Consider the following 14021-nt stretch of genomic DNA (forward strand, 5'->3'; position numbering starts at 1 on the left):
TGGAAAGACTGCGGACACCACTCCCCCCGGCGGCGTCGCGCCAAACGCCGCCGGCGTGTGCAACGCAACGTTCATCCGCCCGGAACCTCCCGGTACGCGCCAGGTGATCAGGATGATGGGCAAGATCCGGTTAGCGCGGATGCGGGATTGGGAAAACCATGGTCCGCGATTCCACCATCTATGGGGGTGCCCGTGCGGGAATCTGATTCGACCGTCTCACCAGTGGTGGAGGCGTGGGCCACGTACCGCACCAGCTCCGCCGACGACTGGCCGGCGCGACGACTGGTACGGGCCAAGGGCGCGAGCCGGGTCAGCGTGGTGCTGCCGGCCCGCAACGAGGAGGCGACCGTCGGCGCGATCGTGTCGACAGTCCGGGAACACCTGATGGACCGCGTACCGCTCGTCGACGAGCTGATCGTGGTCGACTCCCGGTCCACCGACCGGACCGCGCAGGTGGCGCGCGCGGCCGGTGCCGAGGTGGTCAGCCAGGACGCGATGACGCGCGGGCTGCCCCGGCTGACCGGCAAGGGCGACGCGCTCTGGGCGGGGCTGGCCGCGGCCGAGGGCGACGTGGTCGCGTTCGTCGACGCCGACCTGCGCGAGTTCCGGCCGCACTTCGTGACCGGGCTGCTCGGGCCGTTGCTGACGGATCCGAGCGTGGAGTTCGTCAAGGGCTTCTACCACCGGCCGCTGGTCGGTGCGACGAGTGTGGAGCCCGACGGTGGCGGGCGGGTGACGGAGCTGATGGCCCGGCCGCTGCTCAACCTGTTCTGGCCGGAGCTGGCCGGTTTCGTGCAACCGCTCGCGGGCGAGTACGCCGGCCGCCGTGAGGTGCTGGAGCGGGTGCCGTTCGTCACCGGGTACGGCGTCGAGACGGCCATGCTGATCGACCTGCTGGAACTGGTCGGGCTGGACGCGCTGGCCCAGGTCGACCTGGGTGAGCGCAAGCACCGGCACCAGGACACCGCCGCGCTGGGCCGGATGTCCGCGCAGATCATGCTGACCGCCTGGTCGCGGCTGCAACGACGCGGGTGGGCGGCGCCGGGGGTGGCGCCGACCGCGCTGCTGACCCAGTTCCGCCGGGGCGGCTCGGAGACGCTGCCCAACCTGGACCGCGAGATCGTGGTCAACGACGTGTCGGTGCAGGAACGCCCGCCGCTGGCGCAGCTGCGGCACCGCCTTCCCCGCCGCCGGGTGGCGGCCGCGTGAGCGGGGAAACTCGGAGAGAGGACAGCGCATGACGCTCACCGTGCTGATGAACGCCGGGCCGTGGCTGTCCGTGCCGCCGCCGGGCTACGGCGGGATCGAGAACGTGATCGCCACGCTGGTGCCGGAGCTGCGCCGGCTGGGCGTACGGGTGGTGCTCGCCTCGGTGGAGAGCAGCACGCTGCCGGTCGACGAGAAGATCGCGGTCTTCCCGGACGGCCAGTTCCACGCGTTGCAGCGGCCGTACAACCAGGTCTGCGGCGTCTCCCAGGCGCACCTGTCCGGGGTGGTGCGGGCGCTGCACGCCCGCGACGACATCGACCTGGTGCACGACCACGTGGAGGCGGTCGGGCTGGCCACGCTCGCCGCGATGGGCCCGGACGCCCCGCCGGTGCTGCACACGCTGCACTGGGACCTGGCCAAGCACCCGGAGCTGTACGGCAACCTCGACGGCGGCGACCGGGTACGGGTCAACGGCGTGTCCGCGTCGCAGCTCGCGCGCGCGCCGGAGGCGCTGCGCGCGCACTCGGTGGGGCACGTGCACCTGTCCACCCCACTCGCGGTCGACGCGGACCGGCACGCGCCGGTGGCGAAGGGCGACCACGTGGTGATCCTCGGCCGGATCAACCCGGGCAAGGGGCAGGACCTGGGCGCCCGGCTGGCGCAGGAGACCGGGTTCCGGCTGGTGCTGGCCGGGCCGGTTGGCCCGTACCACCGGCCGGCGGATCTGGCCGCGGCCGGCGACGAGGCCCGGCAGAACCCGGACGTGCGCTTCTTCTACGAGAAGGTGGCCCCGTACGTCGACGGCGACCGGGTGCGCTGGGTCGGCACGGTGGCCGGGCGGGAGCGCGACGACCTGGTCGCCTCCGCGCGCGCGTCGCTGTTCCCGCTGCGCTGGGAGGAGCCGGGCGGCACGGCGGTGGTCGAGTCGCTGTCGCTCGGGACGCCGGTGGTCGCCGTCGCCCGGGGCTGCCTGCCGGAGCTGATCGAGCACGGCCGCACCGGCCTGCTCACCGGCGACGAGCAGGAGCTGGGTGACCTGGTCCTCGCCGCCGGCGGGCTGGAGCCGGCCGAGTGCCGGCGCGAGGCGGCCCGGCGGTTCACCCCGGCCCGGATGGCGCAGCGGTACGTGGAGCTGTACGACCGGGTCCGGACGGGCGCGGCGAAGCCGTTGCAGCCCGCCTGAGCGCGTCGCCGGCCCGGCCGCCCCGCGCGGCCGGGCCGGCGTTTGCCCCCGCCGGGCGCGGGAATCCGGCGCTTCCCGCGGTGGCGAGGAGGCCGGCGTGACGAACTCGATGGCGCACTCCCGGGCGCGGCGCAACCCGGCCGACGGGCGGGCGCCGGTACGCCGGGTCGCCTCCGGGTTCGCCGTGCTCCTGCTGCTGCTCGGCGCGCTGGGCTTCGTGCCGGGCGTCACCAGCGACTACGCGGATCTGCGCTTCGCCGGGCCGGGATCCGGCGCCCGGCTGTTCGGCGTGTTCCAGGTCTCGGCCGTGCACAACCTGGTGCACCTGGTGCTCGGCCTGGCCGGGCTGGTGCTGGCCCGCACCGTCGCGGGCGCCCGCGCGTTCCTGGTCGGCGCCGGCGCGGTCTACCTCGCGCTGTGGCTCTACGGGCTGGCGGTCGACAGGCGCGACGCGGCGAACGTGCTCGCGGTCAACCGGGCGGACTCGTGGCTGCACCTGCTGCTGGGCGCCGCCATGCTGGCCCTGGGCCTGGTCGCGGCGCGGCGCGGGGACCGCCGCTGACCTGCGCCTCGGGAGCCCGGATGCCCGGTTTCGCCGGTCCGGGGCGCGGGTACGTCCGTAGTCCTCCGGCAACGGGAGGCGGCGAGCGTCCCGGCCGGGCGACCCTCCCCGACGAGATGGAAACGAGGCGGCGATGGTGACCCGGATCAGGTGCGAGGTCCGCGACGAGTCACCGGTCACTGTCGTACGGCTGGCCGGAGCGCTCGACCTGGGCACGATGCGCGCGGTGCACGAGGTGCTCGACCGCTGCCTCGCCGCGCAGCCGGACGCCCTGGTGGTCGACCTGGAGGACATCGAGGTCGGCGAGCCGCTGGCGCTGTCCGTCTTCGCCGCCGCCGCGCGGCGCGCCGCCGACTGGCCGGCGGTGCCGATGGTGCTCGCCGCGCCCTGCGCCGAGACGGCGGCCTGGCTGAACGAGACCACCGCCTGCCGGGTGGTGCCGGTACGCCGGGACTGCGCCGAGGCGACGGCGCTGGCCGGCGAGTCGGCCGCGCCCCGGCTGCGGGTCCGGCTGGAGCCGGTCGCCGGTGCCTGCCGTCGCGCCCGGGAGCTGGTCACCGAGGCGTGCGGCAGGTGGAACGTGCCGGAGCTGGCCGGCCCGGCCTCGCTGGTGCTCAGTGAGCTGGTCGGCAACGTGGTGCGGCACGCCGGCACCCCGATGCAGGTGACGCTGACGCTGCGCCGGCCGTACCTGCGGGTGGCGGTGATGGACGGCAGCCCGGCCGACGCCCGCGCCGCGACCAGCCGCGATCCGCGTGCCGAGGGCGGCCGCGGGCTGATGCTGGTGCGCGAGCTGACCCAGCGCTGGGGCAGCACCCCGGTCGGCGCCGGCAAGGTCGTCTGGGCCATGCTCCCGGCGAACTGACCGAATTCTCCGCTCTCGCCTGGTTACATGGGCAGAGGGCCGGGTACGCCCGCCCGTCCTGTCTGTCGTCACACGGGGTGAGATGCCATGCCCAAGCGGGTAGTCACGGAACCGGCACGAGACCGGGGGCCCGCGATCCTCGCGCCGGCCCGGTTCGGGGGCTACCCCGGGCCCGTACGGGAAGCGGTGAAGGGCAACGCACTGTGGCGGTTGCTGCGCACCACCGACGCCAAGCAGATCGGCCTGCTCTACCTGGTCACGTCGTTCGTGTACTTCATCGTCGGCGGGATCCTGGCGATGGTCATCCGGGTGGAGCTGGCCCGGCCGGGGATGCAGATCGTCTCCCCCGAGCAGTACAACCAGATGTTCACCATGCACGGCACGATCATGCTGCTGCTGTTCGCGACACCGATGTTCTTCGGGTTCGCGAACTATCTGGTGCCGCTGCAGATCGGCGCCGCCGACGTGGCGTTCCCCCGGCTCAACGCGTTCGCGTACTGGCTCTACTTCCTCGGCGCGCTGATGGTCATGGGCGGGTTCGCCACCCCGGCCGGCGCCGCGGACTTCGGCTGGACCGCGTACACGCCGTTGAGCACCGCGCAGCACTCCCCCGGCGTCGGCGGGAACCTGTGGGTGGTCGGCCTGGCCGTGTCCGGCCTGGGCACGATCCTCGGCGCGGTCAACCTGATCACCACGATCGTGACGCTGCGCGCGCCCGGCATGACCATGTTCCGGATGCCGATCTTCACCTGGAACGCGCTGCTCACCAGCGTCCTGGTGATCTTCGTGTTCCCGCTGCTGGCCGCCGCGCTGATGGCGCTGGCCTCGGACCGGCTGCTGCACTCGCACGTGTACGACCCCACCACCGGCGGGCCGATGCTCTGGCAGCACCTGTTCTGGTTCTTCGGCCACCCCGAGGTCTACATCATCGCGCTGCCGTTCTTCGGCATCATCACCGAGATCATCCCGGTGTTCGCCCGTAAGCCGATCTTCGGCTACACCGGGCTGGTGCTGGCCACGGTCGCCATCACGGTGCTGTCGATGACGGTCTGGGCGCACCACATGTTCGCCACCGGGCAGGTGCTGCTGCCGTTCTTCAGCATCCTGAGCTACCTGATCGCGGTGCCCACGGGAGTGAAGTTCTTCAACTGGATCGGCACCATGTGGAAGGGGCAGCTCACGTTCGAGACGCCGATGCTGTTCGCCATCGGCTTCCTGGTGACGTTCCTGCTCGGCGGCCTGACCGGGGTGCTGCTGGCCAGCCCGCCGGTGGACTTCCACGTGCACGACACGTACTTCGTGGTGGCGCACTTCCACTACGTGCTCTTCGGCACCATCGTGTTCGCCGCGTTCGGCGGGCTCTACTTCTGGTTCCCGAAGATGACCGGGCGGCTGCTCGACGAGCGGCTCGGCAAGATGCACTTCTGGACCATGTTCATCGGCTTCCACGCCACGTTCCTGGTGCAGCACTGGCTGGGCAACGAGGGCATGCCCCGCCGGTACGCCGACTACCTGCCCGGCGACGGGTTCACCACGCTGAACACGATCTCCAGCATCGGCTCGTTCGTGCTCGGCGCGTCCACCCTGTTCGTGATCTGGAACATCTGGAAGTCGTGGCGGTACGGCGCGATGGTCACCGTGGACGACCCGTGGGGCTTCGGCAACTCGCTGGAGTGGGCCACCACCTGCCCGCCGCCGCTGCGCAACTTCGACCGGATGCCCCGTATCCGCTCCGAGCGGCCGGCGTTCGACCTCAAGTACGGCCCGCTCGTCTCCGACCTGGGCCGGGACCTGCCGCAGCGCACCACCAAGCCGCCGCAGTCGTTCCGCGAGGAGATGCACCACGAGCGGCACGTGCCGGAGTCGCCGTCGGCCGGCGGCGCGTACGGTGCCCCCGAGGCGGTGGACTACCAGCCCGCGCCGCAGTCCGGCGCCCGCCCGGTGGAGGTGCCGGCGCCGGAGGAGGTGCGCCGGCCCAGCTTCGAGGAGACCGACGAGCCGGAGGGCAGCGCGCTCAACGCCGAACGCGACGAGCAGCCGAACGACAGGTGGCGGCACCCGCGCGGGCACGGGGACACGCCGGAGAACTGAGACCCGGACGAGGGCCGGCGCCGCCCGGGCGCCGGCCCTCTCGTCGTACGCCGCGCGCCGGCTCCCCGTGGTGGGGAGCCGGCGCGGTACGTGCGGTGGGTCAGTCGGCGGCCGGCAGTCCGGCCGCGGTGAGCGAGCGGCGCACCGCCGGCTGCACCCGGGTCAGCCGCAGCGGCACCCCGGTACGCGCGGCGGCCTCCCGGCCGGCCATCAGCGCGGCGATCCCGCCGGCGTCGAAGCCACCGGCGCCGACCAGGTCGACCACCACCTCGCGGGGTTGCCCGGTGACCGCCTGGAGCATCGCCCGGCGCAACTGGTCCGCGCCGGCCCGGTCCACCTCGCCGCCGACCTCGACGACCACCCGGTCGCCGTTCTGCTTCACCGAGATCCGCGCCTTGCCCGGCTCGGCCTCGGCCGCGCCGTTCTGCCAGGGCGGCGGCGCGTCGGCGAGCATCGCCTGACGCAGCCAGGTCAGCGCCCGCGACAGCAGCCGGGACACGTGCATCTGCGAGATGCCGAACCGGGCGGCGATCTCCGCCTGGGTCTGGTTGCCGTAGAAGCGCATCGCCAGGATGCGGCGTTCCCGCCAGGGCAGCCGGTGCAGCAGACCGCTCACAGTGACCCGGTCGTCGACGGACTCCAGCGCGTGGTCGGACTCACCGACCAGGTCGCCGAACTCGGCCGAGCTCTCCCCGCCCACCGGCGCGTTCAGCGACGCCGGACTGTAGCCGGCGGCCGACTCCAGCGCGGCGAGGATCTCCTCCTCCGGCGTCTCCAGCCGGGCGGACAGCTCGGCCACCGTGGGAGCACGGGACAGCTCGCTGGTCAGCGTCGCAGTGGCCTGTCCCACCTCGAGGATCAGGTCCCGCAGCCGGCGCGGCACGTGCACGCCCCAGGTGCGGTCGCGGAAGTGCCGTTTGATCTCGCCGACGATGGTGATGGCCGCGTACGCGGTGAACGAACCACGTTCCGGGTCGTACCTGTCGACGGCGTTGACCAGGCCGAGACGGGCCACCTGCTCCAGGTCCTCCAGCGGCTCACCGCGCCCGCGGTAGCGGCGGGCGAGCCGGCCGGCGAACGGCAGCGCGAACCGGACCAGGTCGTCCCGCGCCTCCTGCCGCCGTTCCGGTGGCAGGCCCTCGATGCGGGCCGCGTACGCGAGCGCCGCCGCGTCCAGGTCCTCCAGACCCCGGTCGGTGGTCGGTGGTGTGGGTGTGGTGGTCTGTCCGAACATCCGCGCCCCCTCGCCGAAGAGCCCCCGCCCGGTCGGAACCGGTCGTGCGCGTGGTCGGACCACGCACCGGGTGAGGAAGTTGGGTTACGTGACGGATACGTCGAAAGCGGTGGCTGCCCGCCGCACGGCGTCGTGGGCCGTTTCGCGGCGAGCGGTCTTCCCGCTCCGTAGGTACTCAATCACGGACCGCAGGATCGCGAGGAAGTTTCGCCAGGTTGGCCGGCCAGCCGTTCCCGGCGGTCGGTCAGCAGACCAGCAGGCCCTGGTGCGCACCCGCGTCACGTAGCGCGGTGAGGGCCTCGGCCATCCGCAGCGGCGGCGGCGCGGGCAGGTCGCAGGGCTGGTTGCGCAACACCTCCGTGGCACGTCGGGTGGGTACCGAGGCGACCGGGTAGCCGCGCGCGGCACCCCGGTCCAGGGCCCGCCTGCGGCGCCCGAAGCCGGCCACCGCCAGCCACTGGGGCAGCCCCGCGTACGCGGGCGAGCGCAGGCCCGGCGGCTCCGGCAGCACGTCCACCGAGCTGAACGGCTCGCTGCCGGCCAGCCACCACTCGACGCCGGCGACCCGGCGCGCGGTGGCGTTCTCGCACCAGTAGGGCACCAGGCCGGCCCGCAGCACCTGCGCCGGGTCGAGCAGCCGGCCGCACTCCACCACCAGCCGGTTCCCGGTCTTGCCGGCCCGCCGCAGCCAGCGCCGGTACAGGTCGGCGGTCACCGCGCTCAGCGCGTCCGGCTGCGGCACGACCACCCGGTGCAGCGGATGCCCGTGCCGGTCGCTCCAGCAGCGGGCGTCGTGCTCGAAACCGGACTCCACGCCGTGTTCGGCGAACGCGCCCGCCACCGTGACCTCCGGCGTCTCCCAGCGCATCTCCTCCCCGCCGGCCGCGCGCAGCACCTGGCCCAGCGCGCGGGCGTCCGGGTGGAAGTCGACCGGGTCCAGGCCGCCCGCCGGGGACCCCGCCTGGAAGCTGTGCCCGTCGCCGCAGTCGCGTACCGGCCAGGTCCGGGCGTCGTGCAGCAGCAGCACCGGCGCGGCCGGTTCCAGCCGGTCGGCCAGGAAGCGCGCGTACGCCTTCGGCAGCGTGCGCCAGCGCACCGCGAACGTCACCGCCGCGCCGGCCGCCGCACCCCGGCTGGCCGGGCAGTGCACCTGGCGTACGTGCACACGCGGGTTGGCGTCGAGCAGCCGGGCGGCCAGCGTGGCCCCGTGCGCGAACGCGGCGTCCGGGCGGTCCACCGCTCCCCGGGGCCACTGCCCGGCGACCTCGAACCCGGCCGGGAGCCAGGGCACGCCGAGCGCCGTCGCGAGGTGGGCGGCGGCGCCGTGCGGGGAGCCGAGCACCACGCCGGGCCAGCGCCGGTCCGGGTACTGCCCGGCGAACCACCCGGCCACCCGTTCGGCGTCCACGGCGGCGATCTGGCCGGCGGTGAGCGCCGACCGCCCGGCGGCCCGGACGGCGGCGGCGCGGCGTACCGGCTCGGGCGCGCCGCTGAGGCGGGACAGCGCTCCCGGGTGGCCGAGGTCGCCGCAGTCGTCGCCGCGCAGCGCCCGGGCGGTCGCGGCGACCAGGACCCGGGCGGCGCTGCCGGCCGCCACCACCCGCTCCACGGGCAGCCCCGCGCCGCTGACCGGCGTCCGTTCGACTCGTTCGCTCACCACGCGGCCCGGCTTCCCGTCCCTCTGGGGTCTAAACGGGGCATCTCCCCACGGGTCAGGACCAAGGCCCGCCCGGTAACGGCACCGCCCGCGACACCCAGGTACGCCGTCGCGCCGCGTGCCCGCCGTCGCGGGCGCAACGGCGCGCGGGTGCGGGTTTGGGCCGGACCGGGACGGGCACTGCACCGCGCATGCCCGACGACGAGAGCACCCCGGCCGCGACCATCACCCCGTACCGGGACGGACCCCTGCTGGTGCGCGGCGACTTCGCGCTCGTCACGCCCGAGGGCACGCCGATCGAGACGCGCCGGGGCACCGTGGCGCTGTGCCGGTGCGGCAAGAGCGCGATCAAGCCGTTCTGCGACGGCACGCACAAGGTGTCGGGCTTCCGAGCCGGCAGCGACCGCGAGCCCTGACCCCCGCGACCCCTCCCCCGCGATCTTGCACTTTGGCACCCGGCAAACCTCGCGAACCGGGCACCCCGAGGGCCGCAACCGCAAGATCGCGGGGGACGGTGCCGGAGGTCAGGCTGCGGCGAGGATCTGGGTGGGCGGGCGCAGTGAGGACTCCCCGGCCGACCAGGCGTCGAGCAGGTGCGCGGCGAACAGGGCGTCCACGGCCAGCGCGGCGGCGGCGCCGAACAGCACGTCGGACGCGAGCACCGGCTCGGCCCGGACCAGCCCGCCGCACATGTCGTACGCGGCGATCTGCTCGTGCACGGCGTCGGCCTCGACGTGCTCGTCGTAGAAGCGCGTGGCGACCGCGTCGAAGCCGAGCCGGCGCAGTCCGTTGCCGTAGCGGCGGTTCGGCAGCGACGAGGTCATCTCGTACGCCGCCAGGTGCCCGAGCAGCGCCCCGCGCAGCCGCCGGTGCAGGCCGAACAGCGACATCAGGTTGTTCGTCGCCAGCGTCACCGCCGGCACCCGGTCCAGGTGGGCGGCGTAACCGGTGTCCAGGCCGAGCCGGTCCATCGTGGTGCGGAACAGCTCGGCGTGCATCCGGTCCAGCCGGCCGTTGCCGTACTCGTCGGTCTGGATCTCCACGAGGGCGGCCTTCGCCGGCCCGCCGAGCCGGGGCAGCGCCCAGCTGTGCGGGTCGGCCTCGCGCAGGTGGTAGATCGAGCGGTGGGTGACGAACTCGCGGAACCGGGCGAGGTCGGCGCGGCGTTGCAGCGCGGCGGCCAGCGGCGGGCCGTCGTCGGCGGCCACCAGGTCGGCCAGCGCGCCCGGCACGGCGGCCGGCAGCACCGCCGGCGGCGGGCCGGCCAGCTCGCGCAGCGCCGCCTCGAACGGCCGCTCGGCGCGGGCGCGCAGCGCCAGCAGCGACGGCTCCCACTCCCACGCCTCGTCGACGCCGGACCAGCCCCGGTAGTGCAGCTCGTAGCAGAGGAACAGGGTGAGCTGGAGATCCTCGTCGGTCAGCGGCGCGGCCACCGCGTCGAACGCGGCGCCCAGCCCGGCCGGCAGCTCCCGGGGAGCGTCGCGCAGCGCGGCCAGCAGGCCGGCGGAGACCGGCCCGCGCGCCGTGGGAAGCGGGGCGGGGCCGTAACGACGGTCGGCGACGACGGACATGGAACCTCCCGGGACGGTTGTGCCTGGTCGCAGTGCCCCGGAGTGATCCGGCTAAACGACCTCGTCCGCCGCGATGGCCTCGGTCTGGATCACCCGCTCCCGCACCCGGCGGGCGGCGTCCCCGTCGGTCACCAGGCCGCGCAGGTCGGCCAGCGCCGGTTCGGGCGCGTCCAGCGGCACGGCCGGGTCCACCACCGCCTCCAGGACGGCCGGCCGGTCGGCCGCGAGCACCTCGTCCCAGGCGGGTCCGACCAGGTCCGGCCGGTCCACCCGGACGCCGTGCAGCCCGAGCAGGCGGGCCCACCCGGCGTACGGCACGTCGGAGCGCCGCCCCCCGGGCGTCCGCCCGCCGCCCACGCCGGACTGGTCCCGGTTGTTCAGCACCAGCACGATCAGGCGGGGGTCGCGCCACCGCGTCCAGTGGTGGGCCACCGTGATCAGCTCGGCCAGGCCGTTGAGCTGCATCGCGCCGTCGCCGAGCAGCGCGAGCACCGGCTCGTCCGGGCGGGCCAGCTTGGCCGCGACCGCGTACGGCAGGGCGCAGCCCGTCGAGCCGAGCGTGCCGCACAGCTGCGCCCGCACCCCGGGCGGCAGCTCCAGGTGCCGGGCGTACCAGTAGATGACCGAGCCGACGTCGACGGCGACGCCGGCGTGCCGGGGCAGCCGGGCGGACAGCTCGCGGAGCACGAGCTGCGGGTTGACCGGCTCGGCCGGGGCGCCGGCGCGCTCGGCGGCGGTCTCCCGCCACCGGTCCACCATCTTCTCCACCATGCCGCGCCACTCGCGGTGGGGATTCTCCGGCACCCGGGTCAGCAGCGCCCGCAGCGTCTCGGCGGCGTCGCCGACGAGCGGCACGTCCACCGGGTAGCGGGTGCCGATGCGCCGGCCGTCGATGTCGATCTGGATGGTGCGTACCTGGCCCGGCATCGGGAACCAGTCGGTCCACGGGTCGTTGGTGCCGATCATCAGCAGCGTGTCGCAGGAGCCCATGAGCTGCGCGGCGGCGGTGGTGCCGACCTCGCCGAGCACGCCGGTGTGGAACGGCAGCCGCTCGTCGAGGACCGGCTTGCCCAGCAGCGACGTGGCGACGCCCGCGCCGAGCCGGTCGGCGAGCGCGACGATCTCCTCGGCCGCGCCGTGCGCGCCCTGGCCGACGAGCATCGCCACCCGCCGCCCGTTGCCGAGCAGCGACGCGGCGGCGTCCAGGTCGGCGTCGTGCGGCAGCACCCGGGCCAGCGGCTCGCCGGGCGTCGCGGTGACCACCCCGGCGGTCTGCGGCAGAAGATCCGGTACGGCGGTGACCTGCAACGCGCGCGGCAGCACCACGCAGGTCGGGCTGCGGGTCGCCGCGGCGGTACGGAACGCCTGGTCCAGCAGCGTCGGCACCTGTTCCGGGCTGCGGCCGTAGCGGACGAACTGGTTGCACACGTCGCCGAACAGCCGGCTCAGCCCGATCTCCTCGTGCGCGCCGCCGAGCGGGCCGGTGACGTCCTCGCCGATGATCGCGACCACCGGCTTGCTGTCGAGCTTGGCGTCGTAGAGCCCGTTGAGCAGGTGCACCGCGCTCGGGCCCTGGGTCGCCAGGCACACCCCGACGCCGCCGGTGAACTTCGCGTGCCCGGTGGCCATGTACGAGGCGGTCTCCTCGTGCCGGGCGGGGACGAAAGCCGGGTCCCCGCCCGCGTCGTCGAGCGCGCCCACGAGTGGGGCGATCGCCGCGCCCGGACAGCCGAAGACCCGCGGTACCCGCCAGGCCCGCAGGCGTTCGACCACCAGGTCGGCGACGATGCGCTCAGCCATTGCCCCGCCCCGGCGTGCTCGCGTCGACGTAGCGCAGCACCGCGCCGACCCCGTCGGTCAGCTCCGGCGCCTCCTCGGGCGCGAGCACCGTGAGGTCCGCGTCGGTGCCGATCAGCGCGCGCAGCAGCGCCGCGTCGGCGCGTACCCGCTGGGGGTCGGCCACCGACATGCCGGCCAACTGCGCCGGGTCGGTGGCGATCTCGGTCGGCTCGGGGCCCACCCACAGCTCGCCGTCGGCCGACGGGTCGTCCACGATGAGCATGGTGTCGACCTGGTTGCGTTGCAGCGCGGAGACCACGGCGTCGAGTCCGGCGCCGACGTCCTCCTGGACGCCGAAGCGGTCCAGCGCGGCGGCGATCCGCCGGTCGGCGACCTCGGCGACGGTCTGCACCGTGATGTCGTCCATCAGCGTGTCGTCGGCGCCCACGTCGCGGGCCCCGGCGTCGGTGCGCACCAGCACGTCCTGCCAGCGGGTGGGGAGCTGGGCGGCGATCATGCCGGTGGCCCGGACGTCCCCGGCCACCACCACGACGTCCGCGCCGACCCGCTCGGCCAGGTCGGCGGTGGCCGCCGCGGCGTCACCGGCGTTCTGGTGCCACGCCTCCATGGCGGCGCGCTGGTAGCGGGACTGCGACCAGCCGCCCGGCTGCACCCGGCGCAGCTGGCGGCTCTGCCCGCCCTGCACCTGGGCCCGCCGGGGCACCCCGCCGGCGCTGACCGCCATCGCGTCCGCGCCGGTCCGGTCGGCCAGCACCCGCACCCAGGCCACCTGCTCGCCGCGCTGGGCCACGAGCGGCATGGTGTGCGGCAGCGCCGACCAGCTCGCCAGGTCGCGCAGCGGCGGCGCGGACAGGTACTCGGTGAGCACCACGCGGCCCCGGCTGGCGAACACGGCGATGCCGTAGTCGCCGGGCATCGGCTGGTGCCGGCGCACGACCTCCTCCACCGCCTCGACGGTGACCGGGTCGGCGCCCTGCCCCAGCAGGTCGCCCTTGAGGGCCCGCCAGCGCAGGTCGACCTGCGCTCGCGCGTCCTGGGTGTCGCGGGAGGCGTCCATGTACACCGAGCACCACGGCCCGGGACGGTCGTAGAGCGGGCGCAGGAAGGACAGCTGCATGCTCGACCCCTTTCCGGCTCGGCCGCACGCATACCCGCGCCCCGGCGGAGTTCACCTGCCGGCCGCCCGGGCGTGACCACCGTTCATTCACGTCGTTCAACCCGAAGGGCCGATACCATCTGTGCACGGAACGGGACTCTCGGTGGTGAACATGGATACGGAGCTGTACACCCGACGCGTCGTCCACCCGGCGGAACGCGTCGTCACCGGGCGTCTGGTCCGGTTGATGGAGGGTTACGCGCGGGAGGTCCGGGTCGGGCAGCCGGCGCTGGTCGCGGTGCTGACCGCCGCGGGGGTGGTGGGGCTGCTGCTGAAGGTGGTGCGCGCGTTGCTCAGCAGTGGCGGCGGCGGGGCCCGGCGCAGCTTCAAGGAGCTGAAGAAGGGGCCGGAGTTCCTGGTCACCCCGGTCCGGGTGCGCGACGCCACCGGCCGGCTGGTCGAGGTCGAACTGCACGGCCACCTGCCGCAGAGCGCGCTGCACCCCGGCGACCACGTCCAGCTCACGCTGCGGGCGCAACGCGACGAGGACCTGCCGCCGCGGATCGAGCGGATCGTCAACCTGACCACCGGTCAGCTGCTCACGCCGCGTACCGCGACGCTCTGGTCGCACCTGGGACCGGCGCTGCTCCTCCAGGCGATGCTCGGCGCCGTGCTGCTGCTCGGCGTGGCCGCCTGCTCGGCGCTGACGTAGCGCGGGTTTCCGTCCGGCCGCCGGTGGGCACCGGTGCGGCC

Annotated in this window: 12 protein-coding genes; 7 read left to right on the plus strand and 5 right to left on the minus strand. The window is 74.6% G+C overall.

Annotation, left to right across the window (positions count from 1 at the left end; translation table 11 throughout):
* Positions 1–180: 180 nt before the first annotated feature.
* The 5 genes from ACN27C_RS25950 (at position 181) to ctaD (ending at position 5910) form a co-directional block, all read left to right on the plus strand.
* Positions 181–1209 (plus strand): glucosyl-3-phosphoglycerate synthase, encoded by a 1029-nt coding sequence (locus tag ACN27C_RS25950; protein WP_199733273.1) that lies wholly within the window; start codon positions 181–183, stop codon positions 1207–1209.
* Between the two features lie 28 nt (positions 1210–1237).
* Positions 1238–2392 (plus strand): glycosyltransferase, encoded by a 1155-nt coding sequence (locus tag ACN27C_RS25955; RefSeq protein ID WP_422748705.1) that lies wholly within the window; start codon positions 1238–1240, stop codon positions 2390–2392.
* 109 nt (positions 2393–2501) lie between these two features.
* Positions 2502–2954 carry a DUF4383 domain-containing protein gene (locus tag ACN27C_RS25960; protein ID WP_121685709.1) on the plus strand — a complete coding sequence of 151 codons (453 nt, stop codon included), beginning with the start codon at positions 2502–2504 and terminating at the stop codon, positions 2952–2954.
* A 133-nt stretch (positions 2955–3087) separates the two neighbouring features.
* Positions 3088–3819: an ATP-binding protein gene (locus ACN27C_RS25965; protein WP_120570135.1), complete on the plus strand. Its 732-nt coding sequence runs from the start codon at positions 3088–3090 to the stop codon at positions 3817–3819.
* An 87-nt stretch (positions 3820–3906) separates the two neighbouring features.
* Positions 3907–5910 carry a cytochrome c oxidase subunit I gene (gene ctaD / locus ACN27C_RS25970; protein WP_121685696.1) on the plus strand — a complete coding sequence of 668 codons (2004 nt, stop codon included), beginning with the start codon at positions 3907–3909 and terminating at the stop codon, positions 5908–5910.
* A gap of 100 nt (positions 5911–6010) precedes the next feature.
* On the opposite strand, the gene ACN27C_RS25975 is transcribed toward ctaD, so the two are convergent.
* Positions 6011–7144: a SigB/SigF/SigG family RNA polymerase sigma factor gene (locus tag ACN27C_RS25975; RefSeq protein WP_013477003.1), complete on the minus strand. Its 1134-nt coding sequence runs from the start codon at positions 7142–7144 to the stop codon at positions 6011–6013.
* A 244-nt stretch (positions 7145–7388) separates the two neighbouring features.
* Positions 7389–8804 carry a hypothetical protein gene (locus tag ACN27C_RS25980; protein ID WP_422748709.1) on the minus strand — a complete coding sequence of 472 codons (1416 nt, stop codon included), beginning with the start codon at positions 8802–8804 and terminating at the stop codon, positions 7389–7391.
* A 188-nt stretch (positions 8805–8992) separates the two neighbouring features.
* Here ACN27C_RS25980 and ACN27C_RS25985 point away from each other — a divergent pair, with 188 nt between their 5' ends.
* Entirely contained in the window at positions 8993–9217 is a 225-nt protein-coding gene (locus ACN27C_RS25985) for a CDGSH iron-sulfur domain-containing protein (protein WP_364809514.1), read from the plus strand.
* Positions 9218–9325: 108 nt separating this feature from the next.
* Here ACN27C_RS25985 and ACN27C_RS25990 read toward each other — a convergent pair whose 3' ends face one another.
* Genes ACN27C_RS25990 through ACN27C_RS26000 form a run of 3 tightly spaced genes read right to left on the minus strand, consistent with a single transcriptional unit; the run spans position 9326 to position 13289 of the window.
* Complete coding sequence (locus ACN27C_RS25990) at positions 9326–10372, minus strand: iron-containing redox enzyme family protein (RefSeq protein WP_422748712.1); 1047 nt, start codon at positions 10370–10372, stop codon at positions 9326–9328.
* A gap of 51 nt (positions 10373–10423) precedes the next feature.
* Positions 10424–12172, minus strand: coding sequence for a thiamine pyrophosphate-binding protein (locus ACN27C_RS25995; RefSeq protein WP_120570140.1), 1749 nt, complete (start codon positions 12170–12172; stop codon positions 10424–10426).
* Positions 12165–13289 carry a Vms1/Ankzf1 family peptidyl-tRNA hydrolase gene (locus tag ACN27C_RS26000; protein ID WP_120570141.1) on the minus strand — a complete coding sequence of 375 codons (1125 nt, stop codon included), beginning with the start codon at positions 13287–13289 and terminating at the stop codon, positions 12165–12167. Before ACN27C_RS26000 ends, ACN27C_RS25995 begins: the two co-directional genes overlap by 8 nt.
* Positions 13290–13440: 151 nt before the next feature.
* On the opposite strand from ACN27C_RS26000, the gene ACN27C_RS26005 reads away from it, so the two are divergent.
* Positions 13441–13980: a hypothetical protein gene (locus ACN27C_RS26005; RefSeq protein ID WP_121685710.1), complete on the plus strand. Its 540-nt coding sequence runs from the start codon at positions 13441–13443 to the stop codon at positions 13978–13980.
* Positions 13981–14021 lie beyond the last annotated feature (41 nt).

Source organism: Micromonospora sp. WMMD1219, from assembly GCF_049315215.1.
Classification (GTDB): Bacteria; Actinomycetota; Actinomycetes; order Mycobacteriales; family Micromonosporaceae; genus Micromonospora; species Micromonospora tulbaghiae.

Excerpts from the sequence above, each read along its gene's own strand:
- ACN27C_RS25955 (WP_422748705.1), top strand. The coding sequence starts at position 1,238 with ATGACGCTCACCGTGCTGATGAACGCCGGGCCGTGGCTGTCCGTGCCG.
- ACN27C_RS25985 (WP_364809514.1), top strand. The coding sequence starts at position 8,993 with ATGCCCGACGACGAGAGCACCCCGGCCGCGACCATCACCCCGTACCGG.
- ACN27C_RS25995 (WP_120570140.1), bottom strand. The coding sequence starts at position 12,172 with ATGGCTGAGCGCATCGTCGCCGACCTGGTGGTCGAACGCCTGCGGGCC.
- ACN27C_RS25950 (WP_199733273.1), top strand. The coding sequence starts at position 181 with ATGGGGGTGCCCGTGCGGGAATCTGATTCGACCGTCTCACCAGTGGTG.
- ACN27C_RS26000 (WP_120570141.1), bottom strand. The coding sequence starts at position 13,289 with ATGCAGCTGTCCTTCCTGCGCCCGCTCTACGACCGTCCCGGGCCGTGG.
- ACN27C_RS25965 (WP_120570135.1), top strand. The coding sequence starts at position 3,088 with ATGGTGACCCGGATCAGGTGCGAGGTCCGCGACGAGTCACCGGTCACT.
- ACN27C_RS25975 (WP_013477003.1), bottom strand. The coding sequence starts at position 7,144 with ATGTTCGGACAGACCACCACACCCACACCACCGACCACCGACCGGGGT.
- ACN27C_RS25960 (WP_121685709.1), top strand. The coding sequence starts at position 2,502 with ATGGCGCACTCCCGGGCGCGGCGCAACCCGGCCGACGGGCGGGCGCCG.
- ctaD (WP_121685696.1), top strand. The coding sequence starts at position 3,907 with ATGCCCAAGCGGGTAGTCACGGAACCGGCACGAGACCGGGGGCCCGCG.
- ACN27C_RS26005 (WP_121685710.1), top strand. The coding sequence starts at position 13,441 with ATGGATACGGAGCTGTACACCCGACGCGTCGTCCACCCGGCGGAACGC.
- ACN27C_RS25990 (WP_422748712.1), bottom strand. The coding sequence starts at position 10,372 with ATGTCCGTCGTCGCCGACCGTCGTTACGGCCCCGCCCCGCTTCCCACG.